Source organism: Virgibacillus halotolerans, from assembly GCF_016908515.1.
GTDB lineage: Bacteria > Bacillota > Bacilli > Bacillales > Amphibacillaceae > Virgibacillus_M > Virgibacillus_M halotolerans.
Genome location: NZ_JAFBEA010000002.1, coordinates 416333 through 438369 on the forward strand (window position 1 = coordinate 416333; position 22037 = coordinate 438369).

Annotated in this window: 19 protein-coding genes; 12 read left to right on the forward strand and 7 right to left on the reverse strand. The window is 38.5% G+C overall.

Translation table 11 applies throughout. The annotated features are described in order from the left end of the window. Positions 1–94 precede the first annotated feature (94 nt). Together JOC34_RS08215 and JOC34_RS08220 are read right to left on the reverse strand one after the other, a co-directional pair. Positions 95–1525: a carbon starvation CstA family protein gene (locus JOC34_RS08215; RefSeq protein WP_205136266.1), complete on the reverse strand. Its 1431-nt coding sequence runs from the start codon at positions 1523–1525 to the stop codon at positions 95–97. A gap of 274 nt (positions 1526–1799) precedes the next feature. Continuing rightward, entirely contained in the window at positions 1800–2714 is a 915-nt protein-coding gene (locus JOC34_RS08220; protein WP_205136267.1) for a ketopantoate reductase family protein, read from the reverse strand. Positions 2715–3018: 304 nt separating this feature from the next. Between JOC34_RS08220 and JOC34_RS08225 the strand changes: the two genes are divergently transcribed. The 6 genes from JOC34_RS08225 (at position 3019) to JOC34_RS08250 (ending at position 8723) form a co-directional block, all read left to right on the forward strand. Then, complete coding sequence (locus JOC34_RS08225; protein WP_205136268.1) at positions 3019–4293, forward strand: hydroxymethylglutaryl-CoA reductase, degradative; 1275 nt, start codon at positions 3019–3021, stop codon at positions 4291–4293. Positions 4294–4406: 113 nt separating this feature from the next. Beyond that, on the forward strand, positions 4407–4841 hold the full coding sequence (locus tag JOC34_RS08230) for a hypothetical protein (RefSeq protein WP_205136269.1): 435 nt from the start codon (positions 4407–4409) through the stop codon (positions 4839–4841). Further along, on the forward strand, positions 4838–6193 hold the full coding sequence (locus JOC34_RS08235; RefSeq protein WP_205136270.1) for a tripartite tricarboxylate transporter permease: 1356 nt from the start codon (positions 4838–4840) through the stop codon (positions 6191–6193). The genes JOC34_RS08230 and JOC34_RS08235 overlap by 4 nt, the downstream gene beginning before the upstream one ends. A 130-nt stretch (positions 6194–6323) precedes the next feature. Beyond that, a complete protein-coding gene (gene mgtE, locus JOC34_RS08240; protein WP_205136271.1) occupies positions 6324–7685 on the forward strand; it encodes a magnesium transporter in 1362 nt (453 codons plus the stop codon). Between the two features lie 37 nt (positions 7686–7722). After that, positions 7723–8502: an aspartate dehydrogenase gene (gene nadX, locus JOC34_RS08245; protein ID WP_205136272.1), complete on the forward strand. Its 780-nt coding sequence runs from the start codon at positions 7723–7725 to the stop codon at positions 8500–8502. 71 nt (positions 8503–8573) lie between these two features. Next, complete coding sequence (locus JOC34_RS08250; protein ID WP_205136273.1) at positions 8574–8723, forward strand: hypothetical protein; 150 nt, start codon at positions 8574–8576, stop codon at positions 8721–8723. 189 nt (positions 8724–8912) lie between these two features. Here the strand turns inward: JOC34_RS08250 and JOC34_RS08255 are convergent, their stop codons facing one another. The 3 genes from JOC34_RS08255 to JOC34_RS08265 form a co-directional block, all read right to left on the reverse strand. Further along, positions 8913–9455, reverse strand: coding sequence for a DUF420 domain-containing protein (locus JOC34_RS08255; protein WP_205136274.1), 543 nt, complete (start codon positions 9453–9455; stop codon positions 8913–8915). 114 nt (positions 9456–9569) lie between these two features. Then, positions 9570–9833: a DUF3006 domain-containing protein gene (locus tag JOC34_RS08260; protein WP_205136275.1), complete on the reverse strand. Its 264-nt coding sequence runs from the start codon at positions 9831–9833 to the stop codon at positions 9570–9572. A 2-nt stretch (positions 9834–9835) separates the two neighbouring features. Next, positions 9836–11164, reverse strand: a complete 1329-nt coding sequence (locus tag JOC34_RS08265) for an MBL fold metallo-hydrolase (protein WP_205136276.1) — start codon at positions 11162–11164, stop codon at positions 9836–9838. A gap of 279 nt (positions 11165–11443) precedes the next feature. Here JOC34_RS08265 and JOC34_RS22300 point away from each other — a divergent pair, with 279 nt between their 5' ends. The 4 genes from JOC34_RS22300 to JOC34_RS08285 all read left to right on the forward strand — a co-directional run bounded on the left by JOC34_RS22300 (position 11444) and on the right by JOC34_RS08285 (position 17795). Further along, a complete protein-coding gene (locus tag JOC34_RS22300; RefSeq protein ID WP_239544185.1) occupies positions 11444–11836 on the forward strand; it encodes a hypothetical protein in 393 nt (130 codons plus the stop codon). Positions 11837–12323: 487 nt separating this feature from the next. Continuing rightward, positions 12324–13517, forward strand: coding sequence for an exonuclease SbcCD subunit D (locus JOC34_RS08275; RefSeq protein WP_205136277.1), 1194 nt, complete (start codon positions 12324–12326; stop codon positions 13515–13517). A 21-nt stretch (positions 13518–13538) separates the two neighbouring features. Further along, complete coding sequence (locus tag JOC34_RS08280) at positions 13539–16631, forward strand: AAA family ATPase (RefSeq protein WP_205136278.1); 3093 nt, start codon at positions 13539–13541, stop codon at positions 16629–16631. Between the two features lie 177 nt (positions 16632–16808). Further along, on the forward strand, positions 16809–17795 hold the full coding sequence (locus JOC34_RS08285; protein WP_205136279.1) for an LCP family protein: 987 nt from the start codon (positions 16809–16811) through the stop codon (positions 17793–17795). A gap of 91 nt (positions 17796–17886) precedes the next feature. Here the strand turns inward: JOC34_RS08285 and JOC34_RS08290 are convergent, their stop codons facing one another. Next, positions 17887–18411 (reverse strand): YbaK/EbsC family protein, encoded by a 525-nt coding sequence (locus JOC34_RS08290; protein ID WP_205136280.1) that lies wholly within the window; start codon positions 18409–18411, stop codon positions 17887–17889. Between the two features lie 405 nt (positions 18412–18816). Then, on the reverse strand, positions 18817–19377 hold the full coding sequence (locus JOC34_RS08295) for a biotin transporter BioY (protein ID WP_205136281.1): 561 nt from the start codon (positions 19375–19377) through the stop codon (positions 18817–18819). Positions 19378–19560: 183 nt separating this feature from the next. Between JOC34_RS08295 and JOC34_RS08300 the strand changes: the two genes are divergently transcribed. Both JOC34_RS08300 and JOC34_RS08305 read left to right on the forward strand, forming a co-directional pair. Then, the gene (locus tag JOC34_RS08300) at positions 19561–21219 is read left to right on the forward strand and encodes an ATP-binding protein (protein WP_239544186.1); all 1659 of its coding nucleotides are present in this window, start codon (positions 19561–19563) and stop codon (positions 21217–21219) included. Beyond that, the gene (locus JOC34_RS08305; RefSeq protein ID WP_205136282.1) at positions 21212–21943 is read left to right on the forward strand and encodes a response regulator; all 732 of its coding nucleotides are present in this window, start codon (positions 21212–21214) and stop codon (positions 21941–21943) included. Before JOC34_RS08300 ends, JOC34_RS08305 begins: the two co-directional genes overlap by 8 nt. Positions 21944–22037: the final 94 nt, after the last annotated feature.

A 22037-nucleotide genomic window follows, 5' to 3' on the forward strand; every position in this document is an offset into this window, starting at 1 on the left:
AAAGTCAAATGAATGGAAAAGAGGAAAATGTAAAATATCCTGGATAAGGCACGATAGCAAGCCATTATCCAGGATATTAGTTTAAACGCTGTAATTACGCAACATCTATATCTGTTTCTATTTCTTCAACCCTATTTTTCTTTGCTTTGTTAAAGAAGACGACTGTAAGAATAACAGTTAAAACAAGACCCACAATAAATGAAATGTTTAAATTCAGATTGAATCCTATTTTCTCATTTAAAATATATACAAATACCATGTAGGTTATAAATAGTGCAGGCACCAGCGAGACGAAATAGTTCTTTCCTTTAATAAATAAATACATCGTCCCAATCCATAGTGCAATAGCTGCCGTGGCCTGGTTTGCCCAAGAAAAGTATCTCCACAAGATGTTGAAGTCAATCTGTGTTAACAATGCTGATACAACAAATAAAGGAAGCGCAATCATGAGACGACTTTTCATTGTCTTCTGATCAAATTTCAAATAATCGGCGATAATGGAACGTGCCGCACGGAATGCTGTATCCCCAGAAGTAATTGGAAGTACGATTGCACCTAATACCGCAATGGTTCCTCCAAAGGCACCTAACAGCGTCATGGACACTTCATTTACAACTGCAGAAGGTGTTCCCGTATTAATAAATTCATTCAATGTTTGACCATCAAGCAGGCTCATTGCCGCTGCTGCCCAAATCATTGCGATCACGGCTTCCGCAATCATCATGCCATAGAACACATAACGACCTTCCGATTCCTTCTTCGTCGTTCTGGAAATAATCGGCGATTGTGTCGCATGAAAACCAGATAACGCGCCACAAGTAATGGTAAAGAAAAGAATTGGAAAAATAGGTAAATTATCCGGATGCATATTATGAAAATTTAATTCCGGTATCGTATAATTCGAGAATAGTAAAGCAACTCCAACGCCTAATGTCCCAAGTAAAAGGATTGCACCAAAATAAGGATAGAATCTACCTATGATTTTATCAATTGGAAGAACCGTAGATAAGAAATAGTAAATAAAAATAACGGTGATTAAAATCCCTACAGCCACTTTACCATTTAATAGTATCGCCAGAAGTGATGCTGGAGTTGTAACAAATACGGTACCCACTAAAAGAAGTAATAAAAGTGCAAAAATATTTACGATATGCTTGGAAAAACTGCCTAGAAATTTTCCCGCTAATTCAGGAATATGTGCGCCTTTATTTCGGATCGAAATCATGCCAGTTAAATAATCATGCACAGCCCCGGCAAAAATAGAACCAAGAACAATCCACAAAAATGCGACAGGACCAAATAATGCCCCCATAATCGGTCCGAAAATAGGTCCAGTTCCTGCAATGTTCAATAATTGGATGAGCGCATTTTTATGCTTATTCATCGGCACATAATCTACGCCATCACTATTTACATAGGCAGGGGTTTTTCTTGCATCTGCTGGATCAAATAGTTTTTCAATAAACTTCCCATAAGTAAAATACGCAATAACCAAAATAACGATTGATACAAGAAAAGTTATCATTTTCCTCATCCCTTATATTTAAAATAAAAACGTTTTAATACACTTTTTTGATCGTTTTCGCAGGGAGACTAGTGGAGCATCCCATATTCAGCCTGATGTAAGGCCAAAAGATTCGTATATGTGCTAAAAACCGTTGATTTCCACTGCAGGCGGAAAACGAGTGTATTCCAGTTGCGGTAGTAGAAGAGAATATTTTGACGAACACCCAGCTACTTTTTAGAAACCTGGAAAGAAATTTTGAAACGTTCCACTAGTATCCTAATAACGCACAGTTCTATGCATTTTCAAATGGCTTTATTAATCCGAGCACAGCCTCTGTAAACGGAAGCTCTAACTCTACTGCTTTCGCTAATCGAACTGCCCCACCATGTAAATGATCTACCTCTAAAGTTTGTTTTTTACGGCGATCTTGGTGCATGGAAGATGTCCCATCCCGGTTCAAATTCAAGAGTATCTTTTTTGTTGATTCTACATGTGATTCCGTTAGAGCTACATTATACTTGTTCGCTAATTGTTTCATTTCCTGCAAAATCATTTCTGCAATGTGAAATGTTTCCGGATGATCTGTAACAGGACCAATAGGTAAATTGACTGCTGTCGTAATGCCGGAAAAGGCATTGATGAACATATACTTTTTCCAAAGATCTACTAAAATATCATCACTATAATTTGCACTGATATTCGCTTGATCAGTAAGTGCTTTTAATTGGTTACAGATGTTTGTTTGCGTTGGTTCCAATGGACCGAAAATAAGATCATGAAAATCACTTGAATGCGCCACATGTCCTTTATCATTTAAAGTAGCGAATATGGAACAGAGGCCCCCGACAACATGTTCTTTCCCAAGTTGTTCCTGTAGTGTACGAATATGTTCAATTCCATTTAAAACTGGTAATACATGGGCACCTTTTTTGGTCAAATGGTTTAGACTTTCCAGGGTTCCTTGTAGATGGTATCCCTTTACACTGAGAAATACGAGATCAACAGTTTTGACTTCTGCTGTATTTGTAATAACTTTTGGGTTCCTTATCGTGTAGTCACCTTGTGTACTGTTCACATGAATTCCGTGTGCATGAATTTGTTCTGCCCTTTTCTCACGAACTAAAAATGTAACATTTGCTCCAGCTTCCTCAAAACGCGAACCAAAATAAGCACCTAAAGCACCCGCACCTATCACGACAATATGCATTTAACCTCCACCTCCTCACGTTGTAATCGCATACACAATGATACCAGATATGTTATTTTGTTACAATATAGTCGCCTAATGGCTAAACTTTTAAAAACAATTGACTTAAGATTTAAAATGATTGACAAATTTGGGGTACGTATAATAAACTCTATTCAACATGGTTGAATGAAATTAAACTTTATTGAATTTCAATATTTTTTATTGATGTTCAAAATGTAATCGCATTCAATTGTGTGTAGTAACAAACTAGATTTAAAGAACATTAGGAAGTAATTTCCAATAAAACAAAGGAGGTTTTACTATGAAGTCACGTATTTCTGGGTTTTATAAATTATTACCAGAGCAAAGGTTGAATAAAATTGCATCACTACTAGAACTTTCAGAAGAAGAAAAGAAAATCTTTACCGGCGAAGAAGGCTTTACAGTTAAACAAGCAGATCGAATGATTGAAAATGTGATTGGATATTTACCAATCCCACTTGGAATAGCAGCAAACTTTAAGGTCGATGGAGAAGATGTCTTTGTGCCAATGGCGACTGAGGAACCTTCAGTTGTCGCTGCAGCTAGTCATGCTGCAAAACTGACATATGACACAGGTGGATTTACAACGTCTTATTCTGGATCTATTATGAGAGGACAAATACAAGTAACTAGCATGGTAGATACCTATGGAGCTTTGGCAAGAATTTATGAAAACAAGGAGGAAATTATTGAACTGTGTAATGCCCAGGATCCGACACTAGTAGCATTTGGCGGCGGGGCAAAGGACTTGGATGTACATGTTGTGCAAGGCGAAAGTGAAAAAATGCTTGTCGTGCATTTATTGATTGATACAAAGGATGCAATGGGAGCTAATGCTGTAAATACAATGGCTGAAGCAGTATCTCCTTTAATTGAAGAAATTACAGAAGGTAAAGTTGTTGTTCGTATCTTATCGAACCTTGCTGATCAACGAATTGTACGTGCTCGAGCAACTTTTGAAGATCCTTTCCAGGGAAATCAGACAACAATGAAGAAATTTATGAGTGCAAATCATTTAGCTGTTGCTGATCCCTATCGTGCTGCAACACATAATAAAGGAATCATGAATGGCGTATCAGCTGTAGTACTTGCAACGGGAAATGATACAAGAGCAGTAGAAGCTGGAGCTCACGCTTATGCATCTATATCAGGTAAATATAGTTCGTTAACACGATGGGAACTTAAGGGTGAAAATACATTGGTCGGAACCATTGAACTTCCGCTTGCTGTTGGGTTAGTCGGAGGTGCCACGCAATCACACCCTGTAGCAAAGCTTGCTACGAAAATATTAAATGTTAAAACAGCTCAACAACTTGCGGGAATAATTGCTTCTACAGGACTAGCGCAGAATTTTGCAGCAATTAAAGCTTTGGCTGGAGAAGGAATTCAAAAAGGCCATATGAAACTACATGCCAGGAACATGGCTTCCGTAGCTGGTGCCCCCGATGACCAAATCGACCAGGTTGTTGAGCATGCTGTGAAAGAGCAAAGATTCGGATTTCATGATATGAAGCATTTTGTAGAGCTACTTCGGAATAACGATCCGAATAAGTAGTGTTTGTATATTTAATGCGATTGCAGTGAGCAACTAATTTAAAGTATTGTCCTTGTTAAATGCTATAGTTTATACTGGAATGTAGATATGATAAGCATGAATGGAGGGAGAACGTGGCTCAAAAAGATAAATTAACTGCTGCAAAACAGGAGAGCTATGTAGAAGTAATTGGTGACACGGTGCTTGGCAAACATTTGATTACTACGATCATTATCAGCGTCTTCCTTAGTTTGGGATTTTTTCATTTGGGGAAGTTTATCTTTCCGAAAGTTGCTCCCGAAAATATGGTGCAGTCTTACTCACTGCTCCTTGGAATCGCAGGAAGTTTGATCGCACTGCTTGTGAATGCGCTATTGTTTAAACCAAAGCGGAAGTTGTTGGAAAGCTCAGGTACAACAGAAGAATTAAGTATTATCTATAAAGATCTTCAATTGGATTTGGAAGATGAACGGGAAAGTATAACAAATGATCCTGTTACGATGGAAGAAATGAAGGAACAGGGGATTTACGATATGTTTTTTTCAGATGAGGAGGATAGGAAGGAATGAGTCAATTAGTCATTGCAATTATACTAGCATTGATAGCGGCAGTATTATTTACGCTCATCGGTCTAATTTCGGGATCAGATGAAACGGCAATTTTGGTGCCTATTACGTTGATCGTAGTCTTGTTAGGTGCACCACCAGTCGCGGTATTTGCTTTCTTTATGGCGGCAGTATTATCAAAGCATTTAACCCATGCCATCCCTACAGCCTTAATGGGGGTACCTGGAGATACAACTGCTGCACCAATGCTTGAACATGCTAATTTTATGCGGCGGATTGGGATGCCACATATTGCTTTAAGGAAAATGATTTCAGGCGGAATTATTGGTGCATTTATTGCACTGCCATTATCATTATTATTTGCAGTATTTTTAAGCCAATTTGGAAACTTTTTTCAGGAAAATGCTGGGATTATTTTTACAGCTGCGGCGGTATTAATTGGGTATTTTTCGAAAGGGCGTTGGGCAAGTATCTTGTTAATTTTACCAATTGCGATGATGTTTCAAGGATTGGATATGGTCAGTTCGACGGTTGTAGGAGAACATCTGTCCATTAGTTTTTTTCTTGGAATAGCCATTGGGCCGATGTTATCGGACTTACTGATGGCCTCATCTAAAAGTGCTAGACCCGAGGTGAAGCGAGATGAAATGAACGTATACCGGCTGGCACCTGAAAAGAAAACATGGTCAGGATATTTTCCGAATCCTTTTAAAGTGTTAACACGAAAGCAAAGCACGGCAGTTGCTGGTACTTCTTTTATATCCTCCTTTACTTTTGCCTTAAGCCCGGTCGGGATGACCTCTTTAATGGGGGAACTGGTTGGATCGCGTACGAAGGGACAGTACAAAAAAGCGACAAGTAGCTTGGCAACGATGAATGGGGTGACAGAATCAACCTATATTGCGGAAACGATCATACCGCTTGTTGCGTTTGGTATTCCTTTAAGTCCGGTGGCGTTAGGACCTGCTGCCGCATTATTTAATGCACCACCGATATTTACAAGTGAGCCAGTGAATAATTTACATAATTTAATGAGTCCACTTGAATTTTTATTATACGGATTGATTGGTATTGTGATTGCCTCCTTTATTGCTTACCCGTTTTCGATGAATTATGCGCGCAAGGCAAGTGTGTTTGTGAAGAAGCATATTAACCAGGAAGCAATTGTTGCTATGTTTATAGGAATCGTCGTCTTATTGTCATTTTATGAAGGCGGATTGGCTGGTACACTTGTTACCTTTACTATCGCCGCAATCGGGGGTATGTTGAACCGGTTTTTAGGTGTTGGTATTGGTGTCTTGTTCATGATTTTTTATGGGTCAAGTTGGATGATTTCTACATTATTTGGATTGTAGTATTGATACAAATAGAATAATTGAAAGTAGCCCTCCGTTTAAATATCCGATATAAGGGTAATTTAAATCTGAAGGCTACTTTTGATAAGCATTGATACATAGAACGAGCGTAGTAAAGTGAGGAATAAAAGTGGTTAAATTAGACCGAAAAGATCTTGAGCAATATACAAGTTTCATTTTACAAGCATTACGAGATGAAGAAAAAGCCAAGTTTCGTAATAACTTCTTATCTTTACATCCATCGGACCAAGCCGATGTTTTTGTGACGTTGAATAAGGATGTCCGTGTAAAAGCCTATGATTATCTTGAGTCCCAGGAGTTTGCTCGTGTTTTTGATAGGTTGGACATTCATAAGCAAAAGCTTTATTTTCAAGAATTAGCAGATCCATATGCCTATGAAATATTTAATTATATGTTCACGGATGATGTTGTTCAATTTATAAAAGGGTTAGATCCAACGCTTGCCGAGAAGATTTTGTATGAAATGGATCAAGAAAAAGCAAAAGAAGTAGGGGCTATTCTTTCTTATGCAATGGAAACAGCGGGTTCCATTATGACGAAGGAATTAATAAGTATTTCTCCCAATGAGACAGCGGCTCAAATTATTGACCAGCTTAGGGAGAAAGCAACAGAGGCGGAAAGCATTTACTATAATTATGTTGTGGATAAAGATGGTTCGTTAGTAGGAGTTGTCTCGCTTAGAGACCTTATTACCGCTCAACCGGAAACAATGATTCGTGATATCATGCGTAAAAAGGTGGTATCTGTACCGGAAGATCTGGATCAGGAAGATGTCGGGGGTGTCATTAAGAAGTATGATCTTCTTGCTGTTCCAGTTGTTTCTAAACACAATCATTTGCTAGGAATTGTAACAGTGGACGATGTGATGGATATTCTTGAAAGTGAGACAACAGAAGATTTTGGCGAAATTTCGGCTACAAAAGGTGCAACAGATATAAATTTAAGTGCTCTTACAGCTGCAAAGAAACGCTCGCCCTGGATTATTGCATTGATGTTTTTCGGACTGATAACCGGTGGGGTCATTGGTCAATTCGAAGATACACTTGAACAGGTTGTTGTGCTTGCTGCTTTTATTCCTATGATTATGGATTCTGGAGGAAACGTTGGAACACAGTCATTAGCTGTGGCAGTCCGTGGTCTGGCATTGGGAACGATCGAAAAAAACAGTTTCTGGCGGATGGTCAGACGTGAATTCAGTACAGGAGCAATGATTGGTGCTATTTGTATGGTATTGATTACACTGATGATTGCTATTTTTTATGGCAATTGGATGTTGGGACTGATTGTTGGTGTTTCGATTTTATGCACACTAAGTGTGTCTGCGGTCATAGGGGCGATTGTTCCTTTGCTGATTAATAAATTGAAAATTGATCCGGCAGTAGCATCGGGGCCGTTCATTACGACGTTGAATGATATTATCGGACTGATGATCTACTTTTCCATAGCGACGGCATTGCTTGATGCGTTGTAGTCATTTTAAAAGTTGACAACAGAGAGGGGAAAGTCTAGTGAATATCGGAATAATCGGCGGGGGAGCCATTGCGAGTTTTCTGTTGAAAGAAATAAACCATAATCAGGTTCCAGGATTATATGTTCAAAGTATCTATATCAGGGATGAAGAAAAGTATTCCGCATTAACAAAGAACTATGGTGTTGGATTATATTCTGATCTGTCTCAATTTCTTGCGTCAGACATTGATATCATTGTAGAGGCCGCTAATATTCAAGCTGTTCGTAAACTGATTCCTGCCGTCCTTAAAAAGAAAGATGTTATTCTCATTAGTATCGGGGCATTGTCTGAAGAACTCTTATATCAAAATATATATGCAGTGGCTGAAAAGTATAAAAGGATAGTTTATTTGCCGTCTGGCGCTATTGGCGGACTGGATCTACTACAAAGTGCGCATGCGCTTGGCGGTGTTCATGAGGTTTCTCTAACAACACGAAAGCCTGCTAGATCATTGCTGGATGAAGAAGAAGTGGATAAGGAAGTCGTTATTTTCGATGGTACAGCAAATGAAGCGATTAAAAAATTCCCTAAAAACATCAATGTTTCCATCATCTTATCATTAGCTGGAATTGGAATTCAGAAAACAAGGGTAAAAATAATTGCTGATCCTGTTATCGAAAACAACAGCCATATGATTAATATTTCCGGAACGTTTGGTACTGCGTCATTTTCGATAAATAACGCACCTATGGCGACGAATCCAAAAACGAGTTATGCTGCAGCATTGAGTGTGTTAAGTACATTACAGCGATGTACAAGCAACATTAAATTGGGATAGCATGATTTTTTAAAAAATGGGCAAGCTAAATGTCGAAATTGCTTTTACTACCGGATAATGGGAGGCCCACCATGTCAGAAGAAAATAAGAACCGAAATAAAGATAAGGGAAGACAGAACAATAAGAATCAGCATAACAAGGAAGGTCACACGGTTGAGTTCTCGGAGGAGACCGTATTTAATGCAGACAAGAAACGTGGTAAAAAGCATAGTAGGAAATAAGAGAAAACGGTTGTTCCAAAAATATTGGGACAGCCTTTTTTATAATGGAAAGAAGCATATGCTGTTCGCTGTAAAGAAAGTATATGCCTATTTCTTTTTGCATAAACGCAACTAAAGCATTTCGTTGTAGAATCAAAAGAATCATGACGGATAGGACACTTCGCCATGATTCTTTACTTTCAAATTCTATTAATAATAGGGTGATATTAATATATAAACCAGCACACCTGTAACGCTGACATACAGCCAAATAGGCATTGTCCAATGAACGATTTTCTTATGCCGTTCGTATTCTCTATTCCAGGCACGTGCGACACTTGTAAGTGCAAGTGGGACGATTGCTGCGGCAAGGAAGATGTGTGTGATCAAAATAAAGTAATAAAATCCTGCAATGAAACCTTCTCCGCCAAATGAGGTGGATGGAGCAAGCGCATGATAGGATACATACGTTATCAGAAAAAGGAAGGTTGTCACAAATGCTGCATAAATAAAACGGCTATGGACCTTATATTTTTTCTTTAAAATGGCGATCAATGCGCCGACTAAAAACAAAAACGTAAAACTGTTAAATATGGCATTCAGAAGCGGCAAGATAGTAAGATCGAACGCATCAAAGTTCTCTGCTCCCGGCATTCCGGCTAAAACGCCAACCGCACCGATAAGGATAATTGATAGACTGATTATCCAAGGTTTATAATTACGTTTTTTAAATGGTTTGCTATTGTCATTCATATCATTAATCACTCCGATTTCAGCTTTCTAAAGTCTTACTTAGAAGCTTAACACAATAATTTTCTCGAAAGTAGATAATCTAGTAAAGTTCGAAAATATGTTAAGATTATTTCTCTATTTTCTCTTCAATTTACTACCAGTACTTTTTGCACGTAATTTTTTCATTAGATCAGATGTTTTCTGTGCCTCTTGACGTGTTTTCGTATGATCGATGGAATTTATTCTGAATCCCGCCCCCACTTTTTCTATTTGAAAATGGGTGTTTTCTTTACTACCTTTTGGTAGATCGCTAATGGAAACAATCAGTTCTTCCTTTATCTCTTCAATGAGTATGACTGCTTTATTGTTATCTGTAAAACGATCGAGTATACCTATCATAGTTAACCTCCTACACAAGCTGTATTTTGCTGCTTAATATCATCAATCCTTGCAGGACCAATACCTTTGATGTTAGTGAGATCATCAACTGTATGGTACGGTCTCAAGTCAATTAAATCCTGTGCTCTTTCTGGCCCAATATGAATGATTTCCTGTACTTCTTCAAAAGAAGCGGCATTGATATCAACACAATGATTACTTGCTTCCCCTTTTTCTAGAGGCGTTTCATTATCTTCCTTTACTTCTTTCTTTTTCGTATTTTGTTTAGAGGTAGAACTTTTGGCTGATTCAGTACTTTTCGGACTGATTGTGCCATCTTTATTCGTAGAAATATCATATGTATTCCCATCGGTTGTAACAATAATTGTACCATGGATATCTGTCCCATATAGATCGACAACTGCATCTTGAACACGAGTCACAACATCTGGATGGGGATGACCGTAGCTGTTATTTGCGCCGGCACTGTAGATGGCAACTTCTGGTTTTACTGCTTCAATAAAAGCTGAATCGGTAGATGTGTTTGATCCATGGTGACCAAGTCGTAAAATTGCCGCATTGATATCTATGTTACGATTGATCATTTGCACCTCTTCATCTTTTCCGGCATCCCCTGTGAAAATGAATTTCGTATCTCCATAGGTAAACAGCAATGAGAGGGAATCCTCATTTAGTTTACCGGTAAGACTGCTCGGGTGAAGCACATCTATATTCATTGGACCAACATCGAATGATTCACCAGTTCGTGGCTCATGGTATTCCGCATCACTTTCCAGTACTGCTTCAATTGCACGTTGGAAAGTTTGGGAAGATGTTTCATTTCCCGACATCCAGACTTCGCCAACATCGTATGTATTTACAATCTCTGCCATCTGTCCAATATGATCTGCATGGGGATGGCTAACAACAATCAAGTCGATAAAGGATATGTCCTGTTCTTTCAAGTAGTTAACGACATCGTTCTTATTCCAATCCCCCGTATCATACAAAATCGTATAGGAATCATCCTGATCCGAAAATTGGAAAAGGGTTGCATCCGCTTGACCTGCGTCAATATAGTGGACCTTTAATTCCGATAATGACGTTGTTTTAGGTGTTTTTTGGTTCGTTTTATTTTCATCGTCAGCTGCAGTTACATCCGTGTTTTCTTCTGTTCTCTCTTCCTTGTTTTCTTTTTCCTTTGATGCCTTGTTATCATTTTCAGGTGCAGATGTTTTATGCTCCGCTACAGGTTCAACGTTTGTTCCAGTGGTTTCGCTTTGATCAATGCTTTGACCACATGCAACCAGTAATATGGCTAGAATCATAGATAATAAGAGCTTTTTGTTCACGTGTTGTTTCCTCCAAGTTGTATTTTCTTCCTTAAGATTATCAAAAAAGTTATTGGAAAGCTATATGATAGAGATAAAATTGGAATATAATAGAAAAAATGATGCTTTATGATTTGTCTAAAATTGATATTTCCTGATGTTTTGGTATACTATTTTCCTCTTTTCTACAGTTCAAAAAAGTATTTTCGATGGTTTTCAAGGCGTTATTTTGTCATTTTACCAACATGCATATCTTTAAAATGATTGGCATAATGGGAGAAACGTATAAGGAGCCTAGAAATGAAAAATACCAACCCGATTTATTTAAAAGCGGCAGTTATGTTGGTAATTATCTTTTTCGACTCGTGGTCAATTGCAAGTGACGAAAACAAAGAATCGTCACAAGTAGATGGAGCAGCGATCGGATCAGTTAATGAACATGATATACAAACAAAGGGGGTACTGGATCGAATTGGAGATAATGATATGGCAATCATCCTTATCGAGGAATTAAATGAGGAAATAGCTGTGCCAAGGCACATGTTGCCGGCGAGTAGTAGGATAAGTATATGGTTTGATCTGAAGCTAGCTGGAGAAAGCGTTGAGGAGATTTCGATCGATTGGCAAACAACTTGGGAGGAGATAGAAATGTCTAAGAGATTGATGGAAGCATTGCGTGATTTAGACATTTAATCAAATTCGCTCTAGCATTTAGTCGATATATCTTATATTAAAATAGCATCCCCAAAATGATGAATAATTGCCACCTCGTTAGGAATCACTAATATGTAATCTTCAAAACTAAGTCATTTCTTTTTTCCATCTAGCAAGGATTTTCAAGATGTCTTATAATAGAAAGAGGAGCGTGAAGCGTATGAATAATAATGTAATATTAACTACGATTCTAGAATGTTTAACAAGGGTTGAAGAAAACTAGGTTCAGCGTTTTAATGACTTGGACAAGCGATTTAATAGTTTAGGGGATCGTTTTACGGGTTTAGAGAAGCGTTTAGAAGAAAATGTAGACACGCTATCTACAAACGCAAGTGTTGCAGTGATAAGTTTGTCCAATTAAATAAAACATGATGAAAAATTGGTTGAAAATATTGTCATGCAACAGTGAGCATTCGTATAACGAGCAAATAGATAGATTCATCATATTGAAGGAGGACGAAAACATATGAAATTTTTCCATACTGCAGATTGGCATTTAGGAAAGCTCGTACAGGGCGTTTATATGACAGAAGATCAGCGTTATATACTACAGCAGTTTATTGAAGCTGTGAAAACGGAAAAACCGGATGCGGTTATCGTTGCAGGAGATTTATACGACCGGGCAGTACCACCAACCGAAGCCGTTCATCTATTGAATGAAGTATTTGAAACGATTGTTTTAGAGTTGAAAACGCCAGTTCTGGCGATTGCGGGCAACCATGATAGTCCGAGTCGGTTAGATTTTGGTAGCAAAATCATGAAAAATAATGGACTCCATATGGTTGGTAACCTTTCGAAAGATTTACAGCCAATCATTCTTCATGATGAATATGGAGAAATCCACTTCCACCTTATCCCCTACTCGGATCCAAGCATTGTTCGAAATATTTTCGAAGACGATGCGATTCGTACACATAATGATGCTGCGAAAAAGATCGTTTCCCATATTACAGATACAATGAATTCATCTGCCCGTCATGTGTATGTCGGTCATGCCTTTGTGACGCCCTTTGGCGAGGAAGAAGAAAACACCAGTGATTCTGAGCGTCCACTGTCTATCGGTGGAGCGGAATATGTTGATGCACATCATTTTTCAAACTTCCATTACACCGCACTGGGCCATTTACACCAGGCACATTATGTAGCGGATGAGAACATTCGCTATGCCGGTTCCATTTTAAAATATTCTATATCTGAAGAACATCATAAAAAAGGGTTTCATGTCGTAGAGATTGGTGAAAATGGAGCAGTTTCGGTGGAAAAACGCGAACTGCATTCAATCAGAGATATGAGAACAGTTGAAGCAACAATGGACGAGATATTAACCCAGCCAATCAATGAGGATTATGTATTTGTTCGCTTGTTGGACGAGACACCAATTCTGTCTCCAATGGAAAAGATTCGATCGGTGTACCCGAACGCCATGCATGTAGAACGAAAAAACTACTTGCTTGCACCAACAGGAAACGATAATGCGGAAATAAAAGATCGAAGTGAGCGGAGCCAATTGGAATTATTTAATGCCTTTTATAAGGAAGTAAAAGGGGAAGCGGCTTCAGAGGAAACTGAAAATATTTTTAAAAAAGTACTCGATGAGCTTTTGCAGGATGAAAATGAGACCGGAAAAACCGCTGTGCCTCGTGACTATGTTCGCAATTAAAATAGAAGGGAGTGAATACGATTGAGACCAACAAAATTATCAATGACGGCATTTGGTCCGTATAAAGATAAAGTGGTAATTGACTTTAATGAATTACGGGATAATAAACTATTCGTTATTTCCGGAAATACCGGTGCTGGGAAAACAACGATTTTTGATGGAATTTGCTTTGCCCTTTATGGTACTGCCAGTGGTCAAGACCGGGAAAACAATGCGATGCTGCGTAGCGATTTTGCCAATGATGATACACATACTTCTGTCGAGCTAGAATTTGAACTAAGTGGCAGGTTCTTTCGTATCCTTCGTCAGTTGGGTCATACGAAACAGGGAAATCGGACAAAAACAGGGGAACGGTATGAGTTTTTTGAAATTATTAATGGGAAAGAGATACCGTGTGTAGATCGACAAATTGTTTCAGAGATTGATCAAAAAGTGGAAGATTTAATGGGCTTAACGCAGGATCAATTTAAACAAATTGTTATGCTACCACAAGGTGAATTCCGTAAATTGTTAACATCGAAAACAGAGAATAAAGAGGATATTTTGCGAAGGCTTTTTAAAACGGAGCAGTATAAACAAATTGGAGAACAGTTGCGTCTGAAGAAAGATCGTGTGGAAGACAGCTTTAAACAGGAAAGGCAGGTACGGGACACCTATATCCAAAACATCCATGCAACACTGCCAAAACGGGAAGAATCCTCTGTATTTCAAGTACTTTCCGAGGCGCATTATAATGTCAATCAAGTACTGAAAGGGCTGGAACAAGAGGTACAATTTTACCAACAACAAATTGCAATTGATCAGGTAAATTATGAGAAAGCGTACGACACACATAATAAAAAACAAACTGAATTTCATCAGGCTAAAGGATTAAATGAGCGGTTTGCAGAACTGGATCAAAAAGAATCCACGCTTAAAAAACTACAGGATCAAAAAATCGACTTCGCGGCAAAAGAGGAACTGCTGGGTGCTGCAGAACGCGCAAGTAAGCTGGAACCTTACGAAAAGCAAGTGACAGACTGGCGGCGTGAGGAAAAAGAAAAAGACGGCAAATTACGTGCAGCGGGGGAAGCAAAGCAGGCAGCTGAAACGACATTGCAAAAGGTGACATTCATCTTTGAACAAGAAGAAGGCAAAAAAGCGGAGCGAGAAGATGCCCGTAAAAGTCTGGACCGACTAGAAGGGTATATACCAGTCGTTAAAGAAACGGAAGAAAAAAAGCAGCAATTAAAGGAATTGGAGAATAAAGGAAAAGATGCAAAAAAATATTTAATAGCGATTCAATCGGAGATAAAGGAAAAAAAGGAAAAAGCAGAGACGTATCGAGAACAGATTAAAGCCATCGAACAAAAAATTAGCCAATTACCGTATAAGCAGAAGCGATTACCAGAGATGAGAGAACAGGTAAAAGTTTTAATCGATTACCTAAAATGTAAAGATAATCAAACCGCATTTGATAAGGAACATCAACAAAAGCAGCAAATTTTCGAAAAACAAAAAGCATCCTACACAAAACTAGAACAGACTTGGATGAACAATCAAGCAAGCGTGTTGGCTGCGCATTTACATGATGGTGAAGCATGCCCAGTTTGCGGAAGTCTGGCGCATCCGCGTGTCGCTACTGGCGAGATGGGAAGCGTCACGAAAGAACAACTCGATGCTGGTAGAAAGACTTTTGATGAAGCCGATAGCAATTACCGTAGTGCTGCCGCCAACATGCAAATGAATGCCAACCTACTAAAAGAAAAGGAAGCAGAGGTGGCCGGGTACGGTGTGTCACTGCAAGAGGCAGCTGCACGTAAAGAAAAACTATCTACTGACGGAAAAAAGTTAAAAGAAGAAGTAGATCAGTTAGAAGCAGATCAAAAACAACTTGCTACGTTAAAAGAAACGTTTGAAAAATTAAATGAAACAATCGGACAATCGGAAGAAATAGAGAAAAAGCAAGATCAGGCATATCAGAAATTAAGAACCGAATATGAGTCAGCACGTGCTGTATATCGGGACAAGTTACAAAGTATTCCTGAGGATGTGCAAGTATTAGCTGCATTAGAAAGGCAAATCCAGGAAACGAAAAAGCACAAAGAAAAGCTAGAACAGGCCTTTGAGAACGCACAGAAAAAACTGCAACAAGCTAAAGAAGAACAAACAAAAGCAATCTCCAATTTGGAACATGCAAAGCAGCAACTAGCTGAATCAAGGACAAAAAAAGAGCAGGCAGAACAGCAATTTATCGAACAGTTAACCCATGAAAAATTTGTATCTGAAGATGCTTACCAGCAAGCGAAGCTGGTCGAAAGTGAACGGCAAGCATTGAAAAAGGATATTGAGCAATTTAAGCAAAGCTTATCCACAATAACGGAGCAGGTAAAGGATTTAAGCGCGTCGTTAAAGGATAAAGAAAAGGTTGATTTATCGGTTATTCAACAGGCGTTAGCCGAGCTGAAAGATGCTTATGAATCTGCTTTAAATAAACGAAATCAATCCAAAGAATATCATCAAGACGCAGCTAAGCTGATCACCAATATAGCCGAGACGAACGATAAAGTGAAAACAGCTGAAAAACAATTAGGGACGATTAGTGATTTATATGATGTGCTCAGGGGACAGAATAGCCAAAAGGTCTCCTTTGAACGCTATTTACAAATTGAATATCTGGAGCAAATCATCGATTCGGCCAACCATCGGCTAAAAGACCTATCCAATGGCCAATTTTTGTTGATCAGAAGTGATCGTCAGGAATCACATGGACGTCAGAGTGGACTTGGGCTTGATGTGTATGATTCTTATACTGGTCAAACGCGTGATGTTAAAACCTTATCTGGCGGAGAAAAATTTAATGCCTCTCTCTGTTTGGCATTAGGTATGTCCGATGTGATTCAAAGCTTTCAAGGCAATATCTCGATCGAAACGATGTTTATTGATGAAGGGTTTGGTTCCTTAGACGAGGAATCACTGAATAAGTCAATTGATACGTTGATTGATTTACAACAATCTGGAAGAATGATTGGCGTTATCTCCCATGTTCAGGAATTGAAAACCATTTTTCCGGCAGTACTTGAAGTAAAGAAAACGAAGGAAGGACATAGCCAAACAAAATTTTTGATTAAATAAGCCCTTTTATAAGAACCGCGCAGCACTTATAGCTATGCGGTTCTTAGATGATTATTTCATTTCCAGGGAAATATCCTTATAAAATGTTATCAAATTGTAAATGAATAAGCCTATACCATTTTATTAATTTATATTACAATATAGACGTTGTTGCTTTGTTACGAGGAGAAAGATAAAATGACTTTTTATAATGATAAACATAGAAATAGATCTACCGTTAGAAAAAAGAAACGCAAACTAAAGAAAAGAGCATTTGTTGTATTGGCTTTGCTGATAGCAATCGTTGCTGTTATCGGCTATTTTGCTTATTTGTACTTTACGGCTAGTTCAGTCTTTAGTGATGCTTATGAGGATGACGGCAGAGAGAAATCAGATCTGAGGGAACATGCTGTAGATCCTAAAAAGGATAATGTTTCTATTTTAATTATGGGTGTTGATGCTAGTGATACAAGAGATAATGCGGAAAGTGCACGAACCGATTCACTCATGGTTGCAACCTTTAATAAAAAGGACAAAAGTGTGAAGCTACTAAGCATTCCACGTGATTCTTATGTGTATATACCTGAGGTTGGGTATGAAACTAAAATTAATCATGCATATGCATTCGGGGGCACGATGGCGACGATTGAAACAGTGGAAAACTTGCTGGAGATTCCAATTGATTATTATATGAAAGTTAACTTTGAAGCATTTATCGATGTCGTTGATGCTGTAGATGGCGTTAAAGTTAATGTCCCTTATGAATTGAAGGAAATGGATTCAAAGGATAAAAAGGACAGTATCCATTTAATGCCGGGGGAACAAAAATTGAATGGGGAAGAAGCACTCGCATTGGCGAGAACAAGGAAGCTCGATAACGATGTTGAACGCGGTAAGAGACAGCAGGAAATTCTAAATGCCATTGCTAATAAAGCACTGTCGATTGGTTCGGTATTTAAATATGATAATATGATCCATGCAGTTGGAAATAATATGACCACAAATATGACTTTCAGTGAATTAAAAAGTTTTATTTCTTACGGGACTAAAGGAAAGAACTTGAATATGGAAAATCTTACCTTGGAAGGTCGGGATTATCAGCCTACCAATACCTACTACTGGCAGCTGGATGAAGCATCGTTAGCTGAAGTAAAAGAAGCATTAAAAGCACATCTTGAACTATAATGAAAGCTTAAAGTGATTAAAGAAACCGAGTGGTGAAAATACCACTCGGTTTCTTTATGAAAAAATAACTTGGATTTAAAATTTACCATAATTAGGTAGACCTATCATCTTTACCTGTTGCTACGGCCTCCTGCAACTGTTCTTTTTCCCAACCTTTACAAGTATCAACCCATTCTTTCACCGTCGCATATTCAAATAATTCATCCAGGCTCAATTCAATGGCTGAATTTGTACTTCCACAGGCTGGGAATACTGTATCAAAGCGCTTCATTGAAACGTCTAGATAAACTTCAAGTTCATTTGCTAATCCGAATGGACAAACACCACCGATAACATGTCCGGTTTGTGCGACTACTTCATCTGCAGAAAGCATGCGAGCTTTGTGGTGGAACGTGTTACGGAATTTCTTGTTATCGATCTTGGTATCTCCCGCAGTGACAACGAGAATGGCTTTGTCGTCTTTTCCTCTGAAGGACAGTGTTTTCGCAATTCGCGCTGGAATAACACCAATTGTATCTGCTGCTTGTTGAACGGTTCCACTTGATGTATCAAACTCCATGATATCTTTATCACGACCCCATTGTTTAAAATGGTTCTTCACATTTTCTAACGACATTTGTGATTCAACCTTTCTGTCTGAATATTAAGCAATATAATAACATAATTGTTATAGAGTGGACAAAGAATTGAATTGACATTAACTAGTTCCCCTCGCTTTTTTTGAGAGATATGGTGGGGGTAACATCTGATATCATAATATATATCAGGTTAAAATACAGATAAAATAGGTTATCCGTTTGGAAAAAGTAGTAGTTGTCGGTTGTGATGTAGTGGATCTCTCAAGTCGTACGCTACATATGCCAAAACCTGATGAAACGGTATGAGGTAATTCATTTATCATATGTGCATGAGGTGTGGAGGTATTTATTCCTCAGATTTGAAATAAGTAACTATTTCCGTGCTAACTGCAAAATACCAGTTGGCACGGACCTTTCACGCGTATCACGTATTATATAAAGTATTAGGAAACTTTGGCATGTAAAAGTTTTGCGGATGTTAGTCTGTTTCTTACTGCAACACCAACCCAAGCTGCCAGCGCAGCTTTGATGAGACCAACAATTACAAATGGTGCAAAACCGCTTGCGAAAGCCGCAGTCCAGGATAAACTTGCAAAGAATTTTAACCAGGTTGTACCAAAGGTTAAAGCAATAAGCATTCCAATTACGTTGGCGATAACCGCGTTTTTAATTGTGAAGCTCGTCTTTTCCAAATAGTAACCGATCAGAAATGCAGCAGGAATAAAGCCAAAGATAAATCCGCCAGTTGGACCAAATAAAATACCTAATCCAGCTGTTAATTGTGCGAATACAGGAACGCCAACTGATCCGATAGCTATATAGAGTAGTACAGATAATGCTCCGTACTTGGAACCAAGGATGGTTGCGGCAAGTCCGAGTGCGAGTGTTTGTCCAGTAATAGGTACAAGTGGTAGTGGAATGGTTATTTGTGCTAATACCCCAATAATTGCTGCGAACAGTGCTGTTACAATCATCATTCTTAATTTAATGCTTGACGCCGACATAATGCGAACCTCGTTTCATTGTTTACCTTATTTTTTATTAGTTTACGATCATATTTTATACGATGCATCTATGTTTTGTCAACGCTTTTTTAATATACACGTCCAGTTTCATGTATAATGTCTATAAAGTGAAACATCCAGCAGGTTAGTTGAATCTATTAACTCCAGATAAGGAGCTATCACATGATGATTAACGCTCACAGAAAAGACATTAAATCAATCAGCAAACCTAAGATTAAATTTAATTTAAAAATGAAAATGATCTTCTTAATTAGCTTATTGATTGTTGGGATATTTATTATTTTTGGTCTGTTTCTCCGCTCATTTATTTCAACAACGACGGAGGATCAAATGGGTAAACGGGCTTTGAGTGTAGCACAAACAGTTGCAAATATGCCGGAAATAAAAGAAGCTTTTCTATTGGACGACCCTGCGTCGGTAATTCAGGAGGTTGTCAAACCGATTCAGCAGGATACAGCGGCGGAATACATTGTCGTTGGAAATCGGGAAGGGATTCGCTATTCGCATCCGGAACCAAATCACCTAGGAAAGAAAATGGTCGGTGGTGATAATGAACGAGCATTAACTAAGGGTGAGTCCTATATTTCAAAAAAAGTTGGATCGCTTGGGTTATCGATACGCGGAAAGGTACCAATATACGATGGAAATGATGAAATCATCGGTCTTGTATCTGTCGGTTTTTTGAATGAAGATATACAAAGCATTATTAAAGAGCAGAGCAAATCATTGTGGTTCACTTTATTTTGCATTGTTCTACTGGGGATTACGGGCGCGATTATCATTTCTTATTACATCAAAAGATTGCTATCCAATATGGAGCCAGAGGAAATATCGGATTTATTGCTGCAAAAGGAAGCGATTTTAGAATCCACACACGAAGGAATGATCGCGGTTAATAAACAAGGATTAATTACGATGATGAATGCCGCGGCAAAACGAATCCTGTTTGGTAAGGGGAGTGTTGAGCGTCATTATATTGGGAGGTCGATCACGGAATTAATCCCCCATACGGATATCTTTGCTGTGCTCGCACATGGTGAAAATCAGTATAACAGGGAAATGGTTCTTGGAGACCATATTGTATTGGTAAATCGGATGCCAATTATTCGGGAAAAATCGATTGTTGGTGCAGTATCTACTTTCCGTAAGAAAACTGAAATTGAACATGTAACGAAAGAGCTCTCACAAATTAAACAATATGCCAATGCCCAACGCGCGCAAACACATGAATTTTCCAATAAGCTTTACACAATCCTTGGATTGCTCCAACTGAATCAAGGACAGAAAGCAATTGAATTTATAAAAAAGGAAAAGCATATCCAGCTGGAGTGGTCACAATTCTTGCTTGAACATGTTGCGGATCCAATGGTTCAAGGCCTATTGCAGGGTAAATTTAACCAGGCGAATGAGCTAGGTATTACCATGTCACTTGATCCGGGGAGTCAGCTTTCCTATCGTTTTACTGGAGACAAACAGGATGCGCTGTTAACTGGTCTTGGTAATTTGCTTGAGAATGCGATGGAGGCTGTAAAAGGAATAGAGGATGTTGACCCAGAAATTGCGATCTTTTTTACCGATATTGGTGAAGATATTGTGATTGAAATTGATGATTCTGGACCTGGTATTTCTTCAGAACATATCGTTTATATTTTTGATCAGGGATTTTCTACGAAGAAAAATCCAAATAGAGGAACAGGCTTGGCGTTGTGTCAACATATGCTTCACAAAATAGGCGGAGCGCTTATGCTGGAAGAAGGGGAACTGGGTGGAGCTTGTTTTGTGATGACAATACCAAAAAATGGAGGACAACAACATGAATGATCAATTTGGTGTGCTAATTATTGAGGATGATTTTCGGATAGCAGATATTCATCGTCAATTTGTTGAAAAAGTAGAAGGGTTTTTCGTTTTGGATCGTGTGAAAACAGCTGAGGAAGCGTTGGATTTTCTTCGGACGACTGAAACCGAGCCAGATTTGGTTCTATTGGATATATATATTCCGGATGTGAAAGGCCTAGATTTATTTTGGCAACTACGTACAGCATATCATGAAGTTGATATCGTAATTGTGACCGCTGCAATGGAAGTAGCAATAATTGAAGCAACAAAAAGGGGCGGTATTTTTGATTACCTCGTAAAACCTGCGGATGCCAGCCGCTTTGCATCAACATTAACCCGCTATAAGCGACAGCGCGAATTTTTTATGTCGAAGGAAGTAATGAATCAGAAAGATATCGATTCACTAATGGGAGTGAATAAATTGCCTGTTACTGGAGGTGCGTCGGATAGTCTTCCTAAAGGGATTGACCCAATTACGTTAGAGGAGATTACATATTTATTGGCACATGAAAATGTTCAGGGCATAACAGCAGTGGAATTAAGCAAAAAAATCGGCACAAGTCGCTCAACCGCCCGTCGTTATTTAGAATATTTAGTATCTGTAAAGAAGATTCGAACGACATTGTTATACGGAAATGTAGGGAGGCCAGAACGCCAATATATACTCCGTGAAACTTATGAACAAAATGATCAAAATAGAAATTAATAGATTTATGAATAAAAGGTTTATTCTGCATTAGATCCGTGTTAATTTTAATTAACTGTTTGTTAACGCTTTCAGTAAAGGTTGCGCCTTTATC